The 13986-nt window shown below is 43.9% G+C and carries 22 protein-coding genes; 7 read left to right on the plus strand and 15 right to left on the minus strand.

What is annotated here, in order from left to right:
- Positions 1–206 precede the first annotated feature (206 nt).
- Entirely contained in the window at positions 207–620 is a 414-nt protein-coding gene (locus BTR1S_RS06220) for a CoA-binding protein (RefSeq protein ID WP_006637045.1), read from the minus strand.
- 181 nt (positions 621–801) lie between these two features.
- On the opposite strand from BTR1S_RS06220, the gene plsY reads away from it, so the two are divergent.
- Both plsY and BTR1S_RS06230 read left to right on the plus strand, forming a co-directional pair.
- Complete coding sequence (plsY, locus tag BTR1S_RS06225) at positions 802–1395, plus strand: glycerol-3-phosphate 1-O-acyltransferase PlsY (protein WP_006637044.1); 594 nt, start codon at positions 802–804, stop codon at positions 1393–1395.
- 122 nt (positions 1396–1517) lie between these two features.
- Complete coding sequence (locus BTR1S_RS06230; protein ID WP_006637043.1) at positions 1518–1805, plus strand: HesB/YadR/YfhF family protein; 288 nt, start codon at positions 1518–1520, stop codon at positions 1803–1805.
- A gap of 62 nt (positions 1806–1867) precedes the next feature.
- Here BTR1S_RS06230 and BTR1S_RS06235 read toward each other — a convergent pair whose 3' ends face one another.
- The 7 genes from BTR1S_RS06235 to acnA form a co-directional block, all read right to left on the minus strand.
- Entirely contained in the window at positions 1868–2176 is a 309-nt protein-coding gene (locus BTR1S_RS06235) for a hypothetical protein (RefSeq protein ID WP_006637042.1), read from the minus strand.
- Complete coding sequence (locus BTR1S_RS06240; RefSeq protein WP_006637041.1) at positions 2177–2593, minus strand: YbgC/FadM family acyl-CoA thioesterase; 417 nt, start codon at positions 2591–2593, stop codon at positions 2177–2179.
- A gap of 111 nt (positions 2594–2704) precedes the next feature.
- Positions 2705–2932: a small acid-soluble spore protein Tlp gene (gene tlp / locus BTR1S_RS06245; RefSeq protein ID WP_087962492.1), complete on the minus strand. Its 228-nt coding sequence runs from the start codon at positions 2930–2932 to the stop codon at positions 2705–2707.
- A 25-nt stretch (positions 2933–2957) separates the two neighbouring features.
- Positions 2958–3101 carry an acid-soluble spore protein N gene (locus tag BTR1S_RS06250; protein WP_006637039.1) on the minus strand — a complete coding sequence of 48 codons (144 nt, stop codon included), beginning with the start codon at positions 3099–3101 and terminating at the stop codon, positions 2958–2960.
- 68 nt (positions 3102–3169) lie between these two features.
- Positions 3170–3295 (minus strand): FbpB family small basic protein, encoded by a 126-nt coding sequence (locus tag BTR1S_RS21690; protein ID WP_006637038.1) that lies wholly within the window; start codon positions 3293–3295, stop codon positions 3170–3172.
- A 70-nt stretch (positions 3296–3365) separates the two neighbouring features.
- The gene (locus BTR1S_RS06255; protein WP_029418868.1) at positions 3366–3869 is read right to left on the minus strand and encodes a redoxin domain-containing protein; all 504 of its coding nucleotides are present in this window, start codon (positions 3867–3869) and stop codon (positions 3366–3368) included.
- 75 nt (positions 3870–3944) lie between these two features.
- The gene (gene acnA / locus BTR1S_RS06260) at positions 3945–6671 is read right to left on the minus strand and encodes an aconitate hydratase AcnA (protein WP_029418869.1); all 2727 of its coding nucleotides are present in this window, start codon (positions 6669–6671) and stop codon (positions 3945–3947) included.
- Positions 6672–6904: 233 nt separating this feature from the next.
- Here acnA and sspO point away from each other — a divergent pair, with 233 nt between their 5' ends.
- The 4 genes from sspO to BTR1S_RS06280 all read left to right on the plus strand — a co-directional run bounded on the left by sspO (position 6905) and on the right by BTR1S_RS06280 (position 8436).
- Positions 6905–7051 carry a small acid-soluble spore protein SspO gene (gene sspO, locus BTR1S_RS06265; RefSeq protein ID WP_003182252.1) on the plus strand — a complete coding sequence of 49 codons (147 nt, stop codon included), beginning with the start codon at positions 6905–6907 and terminating at the stop codon, positions 7049–7051.
- A 29-nt stretch (positions 7052–7080) separates the two neighbouring features.
- The gene (locus tag BTR1S_RS06270; RefSeq protein WP_006637035.1) at positions 7081–7227 is read left to right on the plus strand and encodes a small acid-soluble spore protein P; all 147 of its coding nucleotides are present in this window, start codon (positions 7081–7083) and stop codon (positions 7225–7227) included.
- Positions 7228–7415: 188 nt separating this feature from the next.
- Entirely contained in the window at positions 7416–7790 is a 375-nt protein-coding gene (locus BTR1S_RS06275; protein ID WP_029418870.1) for an Hsp20/alpha crystallin family protein, read from the plus strand.
- Between the two features lie 217 nt (positions 7791–8007).
- Positions 8008–8436, plus strand: coding sequence for a DUF2621 domain-containing protein (locus BTR1S_RS06280; RefSeq protein ID WP_006637033.1), 429 nt, complete (start codon positions 8008–8010; stop codon positions 8434–8436).
- A gap of 36 nt (positions 8437–8472) precedes the next feature.
- Here BTR1S_RS06280 and BTR1S_RS06285 read toward each other — a convergent pair whose 3' ends face one another.
- The 3 genes from BTR1S_RS06285 to BTR1S_RS06295 all read right to left on the minus strand — a co-directional run bounded on the left by BTR1S_RS06285 (position 8473) and on the right by BTR1S_RS06295 (position 10173).
- A complete protein-coding gene (locus BTR1S_RS06285; RefSeq protein WP_155910119.1) occupies positions 8473–8967 on the minus strand; it encodes a CcdC family protein in 495 nt (164 codons plus the stop codon).
- A gap of 78 nt (positions 8968–9045) precedes the next feature.
- Entirely contained in the window at positions 9046–9411 is a 366-nt protein-coding gene (locus BTR1S_RS06290) for a response regulator (RefSeq protein ID WP_029418872.1), read from the minus strand.
- A 54-nt stretch (positions 9412–9465) separates the two neighbouring features.
- Positions 9466–10173: a cytochrome c biogenesis protein CcdA gene (locus tag BTR1S_RS06295; RefSeq protein WP_006637030.1), complete on the minus strand. Its 708-nt coding sequence runs from the start codon at positions 10171–10173 to the stop codon at positions 9466–9468.
- Between the two features lie 243 nt (positions 10174–10416).
- Here BTR1S_RS06295 and BTR1S_RS06300 point away from each other — a divergent pair, with 243 nt between their 5' ends.
- Positions 10417–10581 (plus strand): aspartyl-phosphate phosphatase Spo0E family protein, encoded by a 165-nt coding sequence (locus tag BTR1S_RS06300; protein ID WP_006637029.1) that lies wholly within the window; start codon positions 10417–10419, stop codon positions 10579–10581.
- An 81-nt stretch (positions 10582–10662) separates the two neighbouring features.
- Here BTR1S_RS06300 and BTR1S_RS06305 read toward each other — a convergent pair whose 3' ends face one another.
- The 4 genes from BTR1S_RS06305 to BTR1S_RS06320 form a co-directional block, all read right to left on the minus strand.
- Positions 10663–10881: a YneF family protein gene (locus tag BTR1S_RS06305; RefSeq protein WP_003182236.1), complete on the minus strand. Its 219-nt coding sequence runs from the start codon at positions 10879–10881 to the stop codon at positions 10663–10665.
- A gap of 84 nt (positions 10882–10965) precedes the next feature.
- Entirely contained in the window at positions 10966–11406 is a 441-nt protein-coding gene (sirA, locus tag BTR1S_RS06310; RefSeq protein WP_029418874.1) for a sporulation inhibitor of replication protein SirA, read from the minus strand.
- 164 nt (positions 11407–11570) lie between these two features.
- The gene (tkt, locus tag BTR1S_RS06315) at positions 11571–13574 is read right to left on the minus strand and encodes a transketolase (protein WP_006637027.1); all 2004 of its coding nucleotides are present in this window, start codon (positions 13572–13574) and stop codon (positions 11571–11573) included.
- Positions 13575–13750: 176 nt separating this feature from the next.
- Positions 13751–13984, minus strand: a complete 234-nt coding sequence (locus BTR1S_RS06320; RefSeq protein WP_029418875.1) for a DUF896 domain-containing protein — start codon at positions 13982–13984, stop codon at positions 13751–13753.
- Between the last annotated feature and the right edge of the window lie 2 nt (positions 13985–13986).

Raw genomic sequence — 13986 nt, forward strand, 5'->3', positions numbered from 1 at the left:
AAAATGTCAAAAATGAGCGGCTGCATGGCACAATCGTCATTTTACACGAATCTCTCGAGGCTGCACAAGGCAGCTTAACGTAATATGGAAAAACATTCTTAAAAAAACTGTCCAAGACTTATTGTATCTTTTTCATAATAAATCGCAAATAGATTCTCGAATAAAAAAGACAAAAATCCTTGAAATCACAAGGATTTTTGTCTTTTTTAAGCTGATTTGGTCAATGCATGGGCCACTTTTATGCACAAATCCATAATAACTGTATAGCCCTTTTCGCTAAGCATCTGATAAGCTTCTTCACTGACAAGTCCCTGCTGTGCCCAAAATACGTCGGCATCTATTTCCAAAAACTCTTTGGCGACATCTGGAAGATGTTCCGATCGTCTGAACACATTAACAATATCGACATGGCCCTCAATATCTTTCAGCGAAGCCACCGCCTTTGCTCCGAGCACCTCATCGATTGTCGGGTTGACCGGGATAATCTCATACCCCGCATCCTGCATCGCTTTTGATACCATATAAGACGTTCTCTCGGGATTGTTTGATAGACCGACCACAGCAATTCGTCTGCTGTTCTCAAGGATTTTTTTAATTTCCTGTTTCGTTGGATTTTCCATCCTGCTTCAGCTCCTTTTATATTCAGTTTACATGAAACCGGACATGATATTCAAAGTTTTAATAGGCGCAGAGCGCATTATCTTGTATGATATATACGGTGCATCTAAAAGAAAAGCCGTCATGAAAGATGCCTCTCATGTTAAAATAAAGAGTAGGGATCATTTAAAAAGGAGAAATGAAATGTTAATTGCTTTATTATTGATTTTAGCCTATTTACTCGGCAGCATTCCATCCGGCTTGATTGTCGGCAAAGCTGCCAAAGGAATCGATATCAGAGAACACGGCAGCGGCAACCTCGGAGCCACAAATGCATTCCGGACGCTTGGGGTGAAAGCGGGTTCGATTGTCATTGCTGCGGATATTTTAAAAGGAACGCTCGCCGCTTATTTGCCGGCCTTCCTGCACATCGGCGTCCATCCTTTGCTGGCCGGTGTGGCCGCCGTCATCGGGCATATGTTCCCTGTTTTTGCAAAATTTAAAGGCGGAAAAGCCGTCGCTACGTCCGGAGGCGTAATGCTCTGCTATCAGCCTCTGCTGTTTGTCACAATGGTCGCGGTGTTTTTTCTGTTTTTATTTCTTACAAAGTACGTTTCACTGTCTTCTATTTTGACAGGCCTGTATACGACGATATACAGTCTGTTCACCAAAGACGTTTTTTTGGTGGCGGTTGTCGTCATTCTTACGGCATTTGTCATTTACAGACACCGGACAAACATTAAAAGAATTTTAAATAAAACCGAACCTAAAATAAAATGGATGTCAGGCAAAGGCTGATGCCTCCCTGCCTGACATCCGCCGCATGATAACGGAACATCAAATGTTCATGATCAAACCAATTCATTGTATACTAAATAAACAACACCATATTGAAACCATTAAAAAAGGAGTGCTTTCCCGTGAATTTGAAGATTAATGAAGAGGCGCTTAATTGGTATAAGGATGAGCTCGATTTGAAAAAAGGTGATCAAGTCCGCTTCTTTGTCCGTTACGGCGGTTGCAGCAATGTTCAAAAAGGATTTTCCCTTGGAGTTTCAAAAGATGAGCCGCAGCAAATCGGCGCGAGCGCGGAAGCGGACGGGATTACGTTTTTTATTGAGGAAAGCGATATTTGGTACTTCGACAACCACGATCTCTTTGTGACCTATAATGAATCTGCTGAAGAACCGGTTTTTGAATATCAGTAAAAAAGAACGCTTTTACAGCGTTCTTTTTTACGACGGACTATGGTCCTGCGTCTAAAGGCGGGTCAGCGTTCCTGAAGCCGAAACCGTCTGATGTGGCTGAAAAGCTTTTCTTTTGTTAAAATCTCGATTTGCTTTTGGCCCATTAAATCAAAATGGGGAAATTCGCTTCTTCGGTCGATCCATTCCTTTTTCAAACCGTACTGTTTTCCCCAGGCGGCAAGCTTCTCAATATTTTGGCAGCCTGCTTTTGTCACAGTGCGGGCGTCGGGAAACCTGTCATCGAGCCAATAATGCGTTAAAAACGCGATCTCTCCGTTCTGGACCGCCCGCTTCCATGTATAGAGCTCCTGTCTGTTAATTCCGAAAGCCATTTATTTTTTGGCCTCTTCATACGCCTGATGCCATTCAGGATAAAGCTTCCTGAATTGAAGCGGCTTAAAGCTGCCCCGATCGACGCAAATATGGGACGATGTCCCCTTTACAGCGGTTTCTCCATTCGAATTGAAAATCTCATACCCATAAACGGTCTTAAATCCGTTGTACTCTTCAATCCATGTATGTACGGACGCTGTTTCTCCGTAGCGAAGCGGTTTTATGTATCGAACGCTGACATCGACAACCGGTGACAGAACGCCGTCTTTTTCCATTTCCGCGTAGGAAAAGCCGAGGTCTTTAATGAGAGCCGTCCGTCCTACCTCCATCCAAATAAGATAGTTCGCGTGGTAGACTACGCCCATTTGATCTGTTTCAGCATATCGGACTTCAATTTCTTTTTTTGAGACGAACAAATTCCTCTACTCCCTTATAAAAAATGTATATTCCATTTTAGCATAAGCCCTTGATAAAAACACGATTGGCGGCTTCCATTTGCGGCATGGAAAAAACCAGGTTGCCCTGGTTTATTGATCATATCCTTGTTTTCGAGCTTGAGCTTCGTCTTGGATTTCGCTGCGCATTGCCTCAATGCTTTCATTCCGGCGCTCATTTTTTTCGCGGATCTGCCTCTGTTCTTCATTGCTTGCAAATGACAGCTGTTCTTCGGATTCCTCGATGTTTTCAATCGTGTTCTGTACCATGTCCTGAAGCTTTTCAACATTGTCAGATCTGTCATCCGGATTGTGTTTCATCATTCGAACCCCTCCTTTTAAAAAACTACTCACCTTTTGTCTGCATAATAATCGGAGTTTCCCCTGATTTATCATGCATCTTTTTTCCTTTGTTGCGCTTATATTCAACCGGCTTTGTCCCAAGGTGGCTCGGGGCAAATTTCGCCTGTTTGTCATGCTCTCTCGGCACATCTATCCCTCCTTTTAAGAAATAGGATTCTCAAAAAGAGGCGTAAACATGAATTGATTTTTAAAAAGTCATTTCAGCCTGAATTTCTCTTCAAGCTTGTCTTCCAGCTGATCGAGAAACTCCTGGTTGGTTAAAAGCTCTTTTTTGTTTTCTGAGACAAGTTCTTCAAATGTACGCCTTTTTGTTTTTTTCATGTTGAATCACCTCCAGATGATTCTCATTTTCGCCATTTTTTTGACAATATAAGCAAAAAGCCGGGATTTTTTATAATCCCAGCCTTTTTTCCATTTCGTTTTTTGTCATCGTTCCCAAGACGATGTCTTCAATGATTCCGCTTTCATTTATGATAAATGAAGTTGGATACGAAAAAATCCCGTATTTTGCATTGATCCCCTCTTGATCAAGTACGATCGAAAACGTTAAATCAAGGCTGTCGGCAAATTCTTCCACCGCCTTGCTGTTTTTTTCAGATGAGGTAAAATTAACTGCCAAAACGGCGATATTTTTATGATCGTTTTGCAGCTTTTCCATATCGGGCATTTCTGTTTTGCACGGTTTGCACCAGGTCGCCCAAAAATTCAACAGCACTTTTTTTCCTTTAAAATCAGATAATGAAATGTCTCCGTCTTTTAAAGAGGACAGCGTAAAATCCGGCGCTTTTTCTCCTTTTTCAATCCCGATGTCGGCTTTGTTGTTGATAGCAAAGTTCCACACCGCAAAACCGGCCAACAGAAGAAGCAAGGCGGCAGCCAGCAATTTTTTTACCATCGGCACCTCCAAACATAAGGCATGTCATCTGACAAAAAGAAGAGAAAGCAACTGCTCTCTCTTCCTTCATTCAGACTACTGTTTCATTTTATTGCGGAGAACCATCTGCAGAATTCCGCCATGGCGGTAATAGTCGATTTCCACTTCACTGTCAAAGCGGACAACGGCTTCAAATGATGTCACCGTTCCATCTTCGCTGATCGCTTTTACTGGGACAAGATCGCGCGGACGAACCGTTTCGTTAACATCCACTTCAATTGTTTCTTTTCCGGTCAAACCAAGTGTTTCAGCGTTTTCTCCGTCTTTGAATTGAAGCGGAAGCACGCCCATCAGGACAAGGTTGCTTCTGTGGATTCTTTCAAAGCTTTCAGCAATAACGGTTTTAATGCCGAGAAGATTTGTTCCTTTTGCCGCCCAGTCGCGCGAAGACCCCATTCCATAATCTTTGCCGGCGATGACAACCAAACCTGTGCCGCTTTCTTTATACTTCATGCAAGCATCATATATCGACATGACTTCACCGGTAGGCCAATAGGTTGTATATCCGCCTTCTGTTCCAGGAGCAATTTGGTTTTTGATTCTGATATTGGCGAATGTTCCTCTCATCATGACTTCATGGTTGCCTCGGCGTGAACCATATGAGTTGAAATCTCTTGGAGAAACGCCTTTTTCCTGCAGGTACTTTCCAGCCGGTGTATCCTTGCCGATGGCTCCCGCCGGAGAAATATGGTCTGTTGTGACAGAGTCTCCGAACTTGCCGACAACACGCAGACCTTTCAGCGGTTCCACCACTCCCGGCTCGACTGACATGTTTTCAAAGAACGGCGGGTTTTGGATGTAAGTAGATTCTTCATCCCATTTGTAAAGGGCTTCATCTGTTGTTTCGATCGCATTCCAGCGTTCGTTGTCATCAAACACGCGCTCATACTCTTTTCTGAACAGCTCAGGCGTAACGGTTTGCTTCACGACTTTATTAATTTCGTCCATCGTCGGCCAAATATCGTTGAAGTATACGTTTTGCCCGTCTTTTCCGACTCCGATCGGTTCTTTTTTCAAATCGATGTCGACCGTTCCAGCCAGTGCATAGGCGACGACTAGCGGCGGAGAAGCCAAATAGTTTCCTTTGACAAGCGGGTGGATCCGTCCTTCAAAGTTACGGTTTCCGGACAGAACGGACGTTACCAGCAGATCGTTGTCAGCTACTGCTTTCTCGATCTCAGGCGCTAACGGACCTGAGTTTCCGATACAGGTGGTACAGCCGTATCCGACGATGTTAAAGCCGAGTTCGCGCATATATGGAAGCAGCCCGGAGTTGACCAGATAACCTGTGACGACTTTTGAACCCGGTGCAAGCGATGTTTTCACATAATTAGGCACTTGTAAGCCCAGCTCTACCGCTTTTTTGGCAACGAGCCCAGCACCGATTAAGACGTAAGGGTTTGACGTATTCGTACAGCTTGTGATCGCAGCGATTGCGATCGCACCCGTTTTCATGACCGCTTCCTCACCGTTTTCAAGCTTAAACTTGATTTCTTTGTCGGCTTCAGAAGCGTCCAGGCCAAATCCCTGGTTGCCGGCAGGGCTTACCAAATGCTTGTGGAACGTTTCTTTCATTTCGGTCAGCGGGATTAAATCCTGAGGGCGCTTCGGACCTGAAAGGTTCGCTTCAACTTTTGACAAGTCAATTTCGACGATGTCTGTAAACACAGGATCTTCTTGATCAGGTGTGTAGAACAAACCGTTTTGGCGGCAGTATTCTTCAACAACCGCAATGTGCTCTTCATCGCGGCCTGTTAAGCGCATGTATTCCAACGCCTCTTCATCAACCGGGAAGAAGCCGCAAGTCGCCCCGTATTCAGGAGCCATGTTGGCGATCGTTGCTCTGTCAGCAAGCGGCAGCTCTGCCACACCCGGTCCGAAGAATTCGACAAACTTTCCGACTACGCCTTTTTCGCGAAGCACCTGCGTCACTTTCAAAGCAAGGTCTGTCGCTGTTGTACCGTTTGGAAGCTTGCCGACCAGTTTCGCTCCAATAACTTCAGGCACAGGGAAATAAGAAGGCTGCCCAAGCATGCCCGCTTCAGCTTCAATTCCGCCGACGCCCCATCCAAGAACGCCGATTCCGTTAATCATCGTCGTATGCGAGTCAGTGCCGACAAGTGTGTCAGGGTAAGTGACGATTTCGCCGTCTTCTTCAATAGCATGGACGACATTCGCCAAATACTCGAGGTTCACCTGGTGGACGATACCAGTCGCAGGCGGAACGGCCTGATAGTTGTTAAACGCTTTTTTCGCCCAGCTTAAAAATTTATAACGTTCTGCATTTCGTTCGAATTCAAGGTCCATATTGACGGTCAGCGCGTCGTCAGTGCCGGCTTTGTCGACCTGTACAGAGTGGTCGATGACAAGGTCAACAGGAATTTCCGGATTGATTTTATCCGGATCTCCGCCGACTTCGGCCATCGCTTTTCTTAATGAAGCGAGGTCTACAACGGCAGGTACACCGGTGAAATCCTGCAAAATAACCCGGGAAGGTTTAAAAGGAACATCAATGTCTTTTAATTCGGCAGTGCCCCATCTTGCCAAATTTTTAACATGCTCCTCCGTAATGACTCTTCCGTCGACTTGACGAAGGACAGACTCCAGCAGAACCTTGATGGAATAAGGCAGTTTAGACACTTTTCCAATTCCTTGATCCTCTAATGCTTTTAAAGAATAATAGCTGTACGTTTTACCTTGTACAGAAAACGTTTTTCTTGATTGAAAAGCGTCTTTTTTCGCGATTTGCTGCTGTTTCGCCATTTCTCCAAAATCCCCCTTTAAAGATCAAGATCATATACCAGAAAAATCGGCATATTTCACCACAATTTTCTCACAATTTAATCTTAAAACAATTTTAAACATAAGTAAATATCAATGTTTTTATTAAATTCAATAAGAATGCCTTATACTTTTAAAAAAGTTTATTTTATTGGAAATACATTTTTTTATACAAAGCAGTGAGCGCGGATATACTACAGTCTGAGGTGATCGCATTGGCAAAACGAAAAGCAAACCATGTCATAAACGGGATGAACAATGCAAAAAGACAAGGGAATGGCGCAGGCTATATTGAGAATGATCAGCACATCCTGACCGAAGCCGAACGCCAGAACAATAAAAAGCGCAAAACGAATCAGTAACGATCCTACAGTCCAAGGAGGTCAAAGCATTGACAAACAAAAATGACGGCAAAGATATGCGCAAAAATGCACCGAAAGGCGCTCAGCCCGGCCAGCCTGAACCGCTGAGCGGAAGCAAAAAAGTAAAAAACCGCAACCACACAAGGCAAAAACACAACTCACATCACGATATGTAAGATGAAACAGCCTGCGCCAGCTAAGCTTGTCCGCAGGCTGAGTTCTCCTCCGGCAACAGCGAACGCCCGCACAGATGGCAAGCGGTCCGTCCCCTAATGATCTCCAGCCTTGCTGCCCGGAAGTCTTTTCACAAATATTCAAAACCGCGCATAGCTTATCATAAGGCTAGGTATGGAGGAATGCTTCAATGACAAACGCGAAACGGTCCGATTCCTCGGAATTTGATGAAGAATGGCTGAAGCAGTTTTTTGATGATCCTTTTGCCCTTTATGATGAAACCATTCCGCTTGATTTGTATGAAACGAGTACAGCCTATATAATTGAAGCAGATTTAACCAATATAACCCCCGCCAACCTTAACATGACATTTTCAGGTTATGATTTCACACTTTCTGTTAAAACCGATGAACAGGCTTACGAAAAGACCATGATGCTTCCTTTTTTCCTCAATGACAAACAAATTGAAACCGAATATCAAAATCATATCCTCTCTGTTAAAATCAACAAACAAGGAAGCCAAGATGAAGCTTCTGTTTCTTTCAATATTCCTTTCCAAGAATAAAAAGAACCCCGTCTGGCTAGCCCGGACGGGGTTTTTCCGTTCACCCGCCAAATATCCTCTAGCAATCCCCCATGGCCGAAAAGGAGAGTTGCTATACAATAGACTATGTTCTAGCAACTCTTTTGATTAGGTGTTATCACCAGTTTATAATATTTTTTCTATGTTCTTCTAAATGTGGTTCATGTAAAATAGTCTGTAGATAAAGGAGTGATGATAGATGCTGGAAGGTTGGTTTTTATGGCTGATGCTGTTTTGGATCGTCACGATGGTCGTCCTTTTATCGATCGGCGGATTTTTCATGTTTCGCAAATTTTTAAAGCGCCTTCCAAAAGAGGACGGAAAGTCAGAGCTTGACTGGCAGGACTACTACATTGAACAGACAAGACACATGTGGAAACAAGAAGAAAAAGATTTGCTTGATGAGCTTGTTTCTCCGGTTCCCGAGTTGTTTCGCGATATCGCCAAAGCGAAAATCGCCGGGAAAATCGGTGAATTGGCTTTGAAAGAAAACGCCCGTTCAATCAATAAAGATTTAATCGTCAGAGGCTATATTATGGCCACACCGAAAAGGGATCATAAGTTTCTTCTCAAACGCCTGAAAGAAAAAAATATTGATCATTCTCCATATCAAGCGCTTTTTAAATAAAACAAAACCTTTCCTGATGTGCGGAAAGGTTTTGTTTTAGTTCACCTGTATATTGTTCGACGAGTCGAGTTGACTTGAAAGTTTTCTGAAGGATAAATACATGGCGATACGCCATGGAACGATCATCCCAAAAGCCAGAATCCAAAACATTCCGCTGAGCGCCCCGTAATCAATCGATGTGCTCAGAATGCTTTTCATGCCGATCCGGATCACAAGCAGGGCGATTAAAATAAATACAAATGCCTTGGAGCGCTTCAAGTAAATCTTATCTTCCCTGATTTCAAATTTCGATGTTTTAATCAAGAAAATCGAAAAAAACATTCCTACGGTTATGGCTTCCAAAAATTCTGCCCCTGTAACATGAAACATTGGAAATAAAAACATCAAAGCGCCTGTGCTCATAAAGATCGGCGGCAAAATAATTTTTTTGGCCGTAGCCGGTTTTTCAGATGACTTGATTCTGACAGCCATGACAATGACGGCCATCAAGACAGCAAGTATAGATGAAACCACAATCATCATACATATCATCCCTTTATCTAAGCGAATTTCTCTACTTGTTACTATACTCCAAAACGGAGAAAAAAACCAATCCTGCGGTTGCCTGGCTTATGCGTTACCCAATACAAGCCGAATGGCTTCCAGCACTTTTGCCTCTTCAAAAGGTTTGACAATAAAGTCTTTTGCCCCGGCCTCGATCGCTTCGACGACAATCCGCTGCTGGCGCATGGCCGTACACATAATCACCTTTACTTTCGGATCAATCTCGATCATTTCCTTTAACGCTTCGATTCCGTTTTTCACAGGCATCGTAATGTCCATGATCACCAAGTCCGGTCTCAGCTTTTGGTAAAACAGTACGGCGTCTTTTCCATTCCCGGCTTCCCCTGCGACTTGAAAGTTCTCCGTTTCAAGTATTTCTCTGATTTTGTCTCTCATAAATTTTGTGTCATCAACAATTAATACCCTTGTCATACTCCCCTCCAACATCACGATTGATTATAGCAAAATCCATATCCAAAAAGGCTTCTAAAAGCCCCTAAAATCGCCGAACAGCTCTGATAACACAATGATGATTTTCGTCATCCAGTCAAAAAACAAAAGGACTCCGATCAAAACCATGGCGGCTCCTCCAATCTTCATGATCAAAAGCTGATGATTGCGGAACCATTTCATCTTTGAAATGAAAAAGGACAGCAGCAAAAACGGCAGGCTGAATCCAAGCGCATAAAGCAGCATATATGGCACTGCAGATACCGGATTGGTACCGGCCAGCGCGATAACGGCTGCCAATATCGGCCCCGTGCACGGCGTCCAGCCGGCCGCAAATGCCATTCCAATGCCGACGGACCCCAGGAGCCCGCCCGGCCTGTTTTTCAATTGGAGACGCCGTTCCTTCATTAAAAACGCCGGCTTAAAAACGCCCAGCGTGACAAAACCGAAAAAGACAATCAATATAGCGCCAAGCTGCCTGATCAGATTGTGGTACTCTTTAAAAAAAGAGCCGATAAGCGATGTCCCGTAGCCCAGGGCAACAAAAATAACCGAAAAGCCAATCAGAAAAAACACCGTATGCAGCAGGCTTCTCTTTTGCAGCATAAGCCTGTCTGTATGGATTTCTCTCATGCTGACACCTGTAATGTAGGATAAAAATGCCGGATACAGCGGCAGACAGCAAGGTGAAATAAACGATAGGAATCCGGCGCCGAAAGCCAGCACATAATTAATATCTGCCATCCCCCTCCTCCTTCCATCTATTGGAATATCATGCAGAAAAATCATCTCTTATGACATTTCCATTTCAATTTCCTAACATATCACCAAAAAGGATTTCGATTTTCCGAATTCATTTATATAATCAATTTTGGCAATTTCCCCTTCTCACCTTTAGAATTGAAAAGAAACCTATATATGGATATAATAGCATTTAGTAGGCATCGGAAAAGATGAGTTATACAGAAGAAAGGATAAATTTCTGTGATGAAAGAAAACCTGCTTCATGAAATTGAGGAAAAAAGAAAAGAGCTGCTGCAAATCGTCATGACAAACGGCATGACATCACATGTTACCCTTCAGCACAGCCAGCAGCTGGATATCCTTCTCTTGGAATACCAAAAACTATCGCTCAGCGGCAGCACCCAATAATTATAGATCAAAATAAAAAACCCAGAAAGCGGGTTTTTTATTTTATAACCATGTTCCTTCTATGTCATAATCGCATTCGTATTATTTCGTTTGATTTTCCATGGCTTTCATCATTTGGTTAATTTTCTTTTGCGACGGCTTCATGCCCATCTGCATCATCATCATACGTAACATTTGTTCATTAATTGGCGGATTCTTTTTCAAATAGTTCATCATATATTTACGAGCGATGAAAAATCCAAGTGCAACTCCTGCGAGCAATGCCAAAACGCCCACTAGGATGACAACCCATAAATCCATTTAACTTCCTCCTTCATGTTGTCTCGTATAAAGTGTACTAAACCAAAGGCTATTATACAACATTTACAGTCCAAATTCTTTTTTTTATATAAAATTTCTTTCTTTGACGGGGTTCAGCCATCCGTAGCGCTTCATACCAAAATCCATTGCGAGAAAACAAGGGCTTACTTTCCTTAATATTTCAAAAAAGACGGTTTCCACATCGAACTTGCCGTTTGCTAAAATTTCGATATAGCGATCTTTCATAATAAAAGAAGCGCTGCCCTCCGGAACCAGCAGTCTGTAAATACAGTCAACCTGTGTATATTCCGCTCCGCTGAGGTTCATTTTAAGCCTTTTGTGGATATGAGAAACCGGAATCGGCTTTGTAATATACTCGATTTGCCTGGAAGCCAGCTGAGATTTTGTTTCCTCGGGGCTTGTCCAATGATAATCATAGAAAAGCTTGAACATGACAGATTCCTTCCCAAAATAGTGGCTGGCAAATTCCTCTTCAATCAGATACGTATAATAATGGCGTTCCATCCCTGCTCATCCCCCTCGTTATCACGATTCTGATGATATATGTCTTCTATTATACAAGAGGGGACAAGAAATAATTGTCTGATGATGATAAAAGAAGGGACTAATTTTGTCGAAAACCAAAAAAGAGAATGATCATCAAGATCATTCTCTTCTCTATTTGTTAATTATTTTTGTAAAAGTTTTTTCACGCGGTCTGCCACGTTTTCTGCCGTAAAGCCGTATTCCTTCATAATGGTTTCTCCAGGAGCGGATGCACCAAATTGATCGATGGCGAGAATATCTCCTTCAGTGCCCGTGTATTTGTCCCATCCTAGCGGGGAACCCATTTCAATTGCAAGACGCTTCGTCACATCAGACGGAAGAACAGCGTTTTTGTAATCTTGCGGCTGCTTGTCGAAGCGGTCCCAAGACGGAACGCTGACGACAGATACGTCAATGCCTTCTTTGCGGAGTTCGCTTTGTGCGTCGACCGCAAGTCCGACCTCTGATCCGCTCGCAAGGAGAATCGCGGCGGGTTTTTCATTTTGAGATTTTGAAACGACATAGGCTCCTCTTTCAACGCCTTCATATGCCGCTTGGCCAGACTGGTCGATCGTCGGCAGGTTTTGGCGCGTCAGTACGAGAGCGGTCGGCTGATCTTTCGATTGCAGCGCAAGCTTCCATGCAGCAGCTGTTTCATTTCCGTCCGCAGGTCTGATGACAGACAGGTTTGGAAGAGCGCGAAGCGATGCAAGCTGTTCAATCGGCTCGTGCGTCGGGCCGTCTTCTCCCACCGCGATGCTGTCATGGGTAAATACATATGTGACCGGAAGTCCCATAAGTGCAGCAAGGCGAATCGCCGGTCTCAAGTAGTCTGAGAAGACGAAGAATGTGCCTGCAAATACCCGCAGACCGCCATGGAGAGCCATCCCGTTTAAAGCGGCCCCCATCGCAAATTCGCGAACGCCGAACCAAATGTTTCTGCCGGCATAGTCCTTCGCTGAAAAATCGCCGCCGTTTTTGATCGTTGTTTTATTGGAGCCGGCCAAATCGGCGGAACCGCCAAAGAAAAATGGAACTTGTTTTGCAATCCCGTTCAGCACTTCTCCTGATGAAGCGCGGGAAGCAAGGCTGCTTCCTTTTTCATATACAGGAATTTCTTTATCCCAGCCAGACGGGAGATCTCCTTTTATGCCTAATTCCAGCTGCTCCGCAAGATCAGGATAAGCTTTTTTATAGGCGGAGAAGAGCTCGTTCCATTCCTGCTCTTTGCGTTTGCCGTCTTCTTTTACCGTTTCACGGAAGTGGTCGTACACTTCGGAAGGAACATAAAAGTCTTCTTCATATGTCCACTCGTATGCTTCTTTCGTCAGCTTGGCCTCTTCTGAGCCAAGAGGAGCGCCGTGAACGCCTGAAGTTCCCGCACGGTTTGGAGAACCGTAGCCGATCGTTGTTTTTACTTCAATTAATGTCGGCTGCTTCTCATTTTGCTTCGCCTTTTCAAGGGCTGCTGTAATTTCAGCAATATTATTTCCGTCTTCCACATAGAGTACTTCCCAGTTCATCGCTTCAAAGCGCTGCTTGACATTTTCGGAGAAGGAGCGGTTCAGCTCTCCGTCAAGGGAAATATCGTTGGAATCATACAGCACGATTAAACGGCCGAGCTTCAGATGGCCAGCAAGAGAAGCCGCTTCTGATGATATTCCTTCCATTAAGTCTCCGTCACCGCAAATGCTGTATGTATAATGGTCGACAACACGATACTCGTCACGATTATAAGTTTCCGCAAGGTGGCGTTCTGCAAGAGCCATACCGACCGCCATTGCGATTCCTTGTCCAAGCGGGCCTGTCGTCGCATCAACCCCAGGAGTATGTCCAAATTCAGGGTGCCCAGGCGTTTTGCTGCCCCATTGCCGGAAATTCTTTAAGTCATCCATTGAAACGTCATATCCGCTTAAATGAAGCATGCTGTACAACAGCATAGAACCGTGTCCGGCAGATAGCACAAAGCGGTCTCTGTTGAACCAATTAGGATTCTCAGGGTTTACATTCATCATTTTAGTCCAAAGCGCATAAGCCATTGGAGCAGCCCCCATCGGCATGCCTGGATGGCCGGATTTGGCTTTTTCGATAGCATCTATGGATAGTGTTCGTATCGTTGCTACAGACTTTAATTCAATCGTTTTCATTTTTATCCCCTTCCTGTATGTACTCTACTTTCTTATCATAAATCTACCCATCAGTTTTCACAACCATTTCAGCTCAAAAGCTGAATGAAAAAATCATGAATTTTTGTCATGCTTTCCTTATTGTTCATCAATAGTATATACAAAAAGGGAATACGATATTGGCGTATTCCCTGAAATTAATGCAGCCTGCGGCTTCTTTTTTCCTTTTTCAGCTTTTCGGGAGTTACATCATTGCCCTCCGGATCTACGATCGTTACGTTTTTCAAAGTATTTTTCATAGATGCGCGGACTCCCTTCAGATATTCTTGGCGAAGCTGCTGCTGTTCGGCTTTTTCTTCGTCTGTTAAAGAGCCAGTTTTTGATTTTTTGGCAAGCTCGTTAATTCTGGCTATTTTTTCTTTAGAAATCATGG

This window comes from Bacillus sonorensis NBRC 101234 = KCTC 13918 (assembly GCF_001592005.1).
Classification (GTDB): domain Bacteria; phylum Bacillota; class Bacilli; order Bacillales; family Bacillaceae; genus Bacillus; species Bacillus sonorensis.

Coding starts and splice junctions, on each gene's coding strand:
- BTR1S_RS06220 (WP_006637045.1), bottom strand. CDS start 620: ATGGAAAATCCAACGAAACAGGAAATTAAAAAAATCCTTGAGAACAGC.
- plsY (WP_006637044.1), top strand. CDS start 802: ATGTTAATTGCTTTATTATTGATTTTAGCCTATTTACTCGGCAGCATT.
- BTR1S_RS06235 (WP_006637042.1), bottom strand. CDS start 2,176: ATGGCTTTCGGAATTAACAGACAGGAGCTCTATACATGGAAGCGGGCG.
- tlp (WP_087962492.1), bottom strand. CDS start 2,932: ATGAAACACAATCCGGATGACAGATCTGACAATGTTGAAAAGCTTCAG.
- BTR1S_RS21690 (WP_006637038.1), bottom strand. CDS start 3,295: ATGAAAAAAACAAAAAGGCGTACATTTGAAGAACTTGTCTCAGAAAAC.
- BTR1S_RS06255 (WP_029418868.1), bottom strand. CDS start 3,869: ATGGTAAAAAAATTGCTGGCTGCCGCCTTGCTTCTTCTGTTGGCCGGT.
- acnA (WP_029418869.1), bottom strand. CDS start 6,671: ATGGCGAAACAGCAGCAAATCGCGAAAAAAGACGCTTTTCAATCAAGA.
- BTR1S_RS06275 (WP_029418870.1), top strand. CDS start 7,416: ATGACAAACGCGAAACGGTCCGATTCCTCGGAATTTGATGAAGAATGG.
- BTR1S_RS06280 (WP_006637033.1), top strand. CDS start 8,008: ATGCTGGAAGGTTGGTTTTTATGGCTGATGCTGTTTTGGATCGTCACG.
- BTR1S_RS06285 (WP_155910119.1), bottom strand. CDS start 8,967: ATGATATGTATGATGATTGTGGTTTCATCTATACTTGCTGTCTTGATG.
- BTR1S_RS06290 (WP_029418872.1), bottom strand. CDS start 9,411: ATGACAAGGGTATTAATTGTTGATGACACAAAATTTATGAGAGACAAA.
- BTR1S_RS06295 (WP_006637030.1), bottom strand. CDS start 10,173: ATGGCAGATATTAATTATGTGCTGGCTTTCGGCGCCGGATTCCTATCG.
- BTR1S_RS06300 (WP_006637029.1), top strand. CDS start 10,417: ATGAAAGAAAACCTGCTTCATGAAATTGAGGAAAAAAGAAAAGAGCTG.
- BTR1S_RS06305 (WP_003182236.1), bottom strand. CDS start 10,881: ATGGATTTATGGGTTGTCATCCTAGTGGGCGTTTTGGCATTGCTCGCA.
- sirA (WP_029418874.1), bottom strand. CDS start 11,406: ATGGAACGCCATTATTATACGTATCTGATTGAAGAGGAATTTGCCAGC.
- tkt (WP_006637027.1), bottom strand. CDS start 13,574: ATGAAAACGATTGAATTAAAGTCTGTAGCAACGATACGAACACTATCC.
- BTR1S_RS06320 (WP_029418875.1), bottom strand. CDS start 13,984: ATGATTTCTAAAGAAAAAATAGCCAGAATTAACGAGCTTGCCAAAAAA.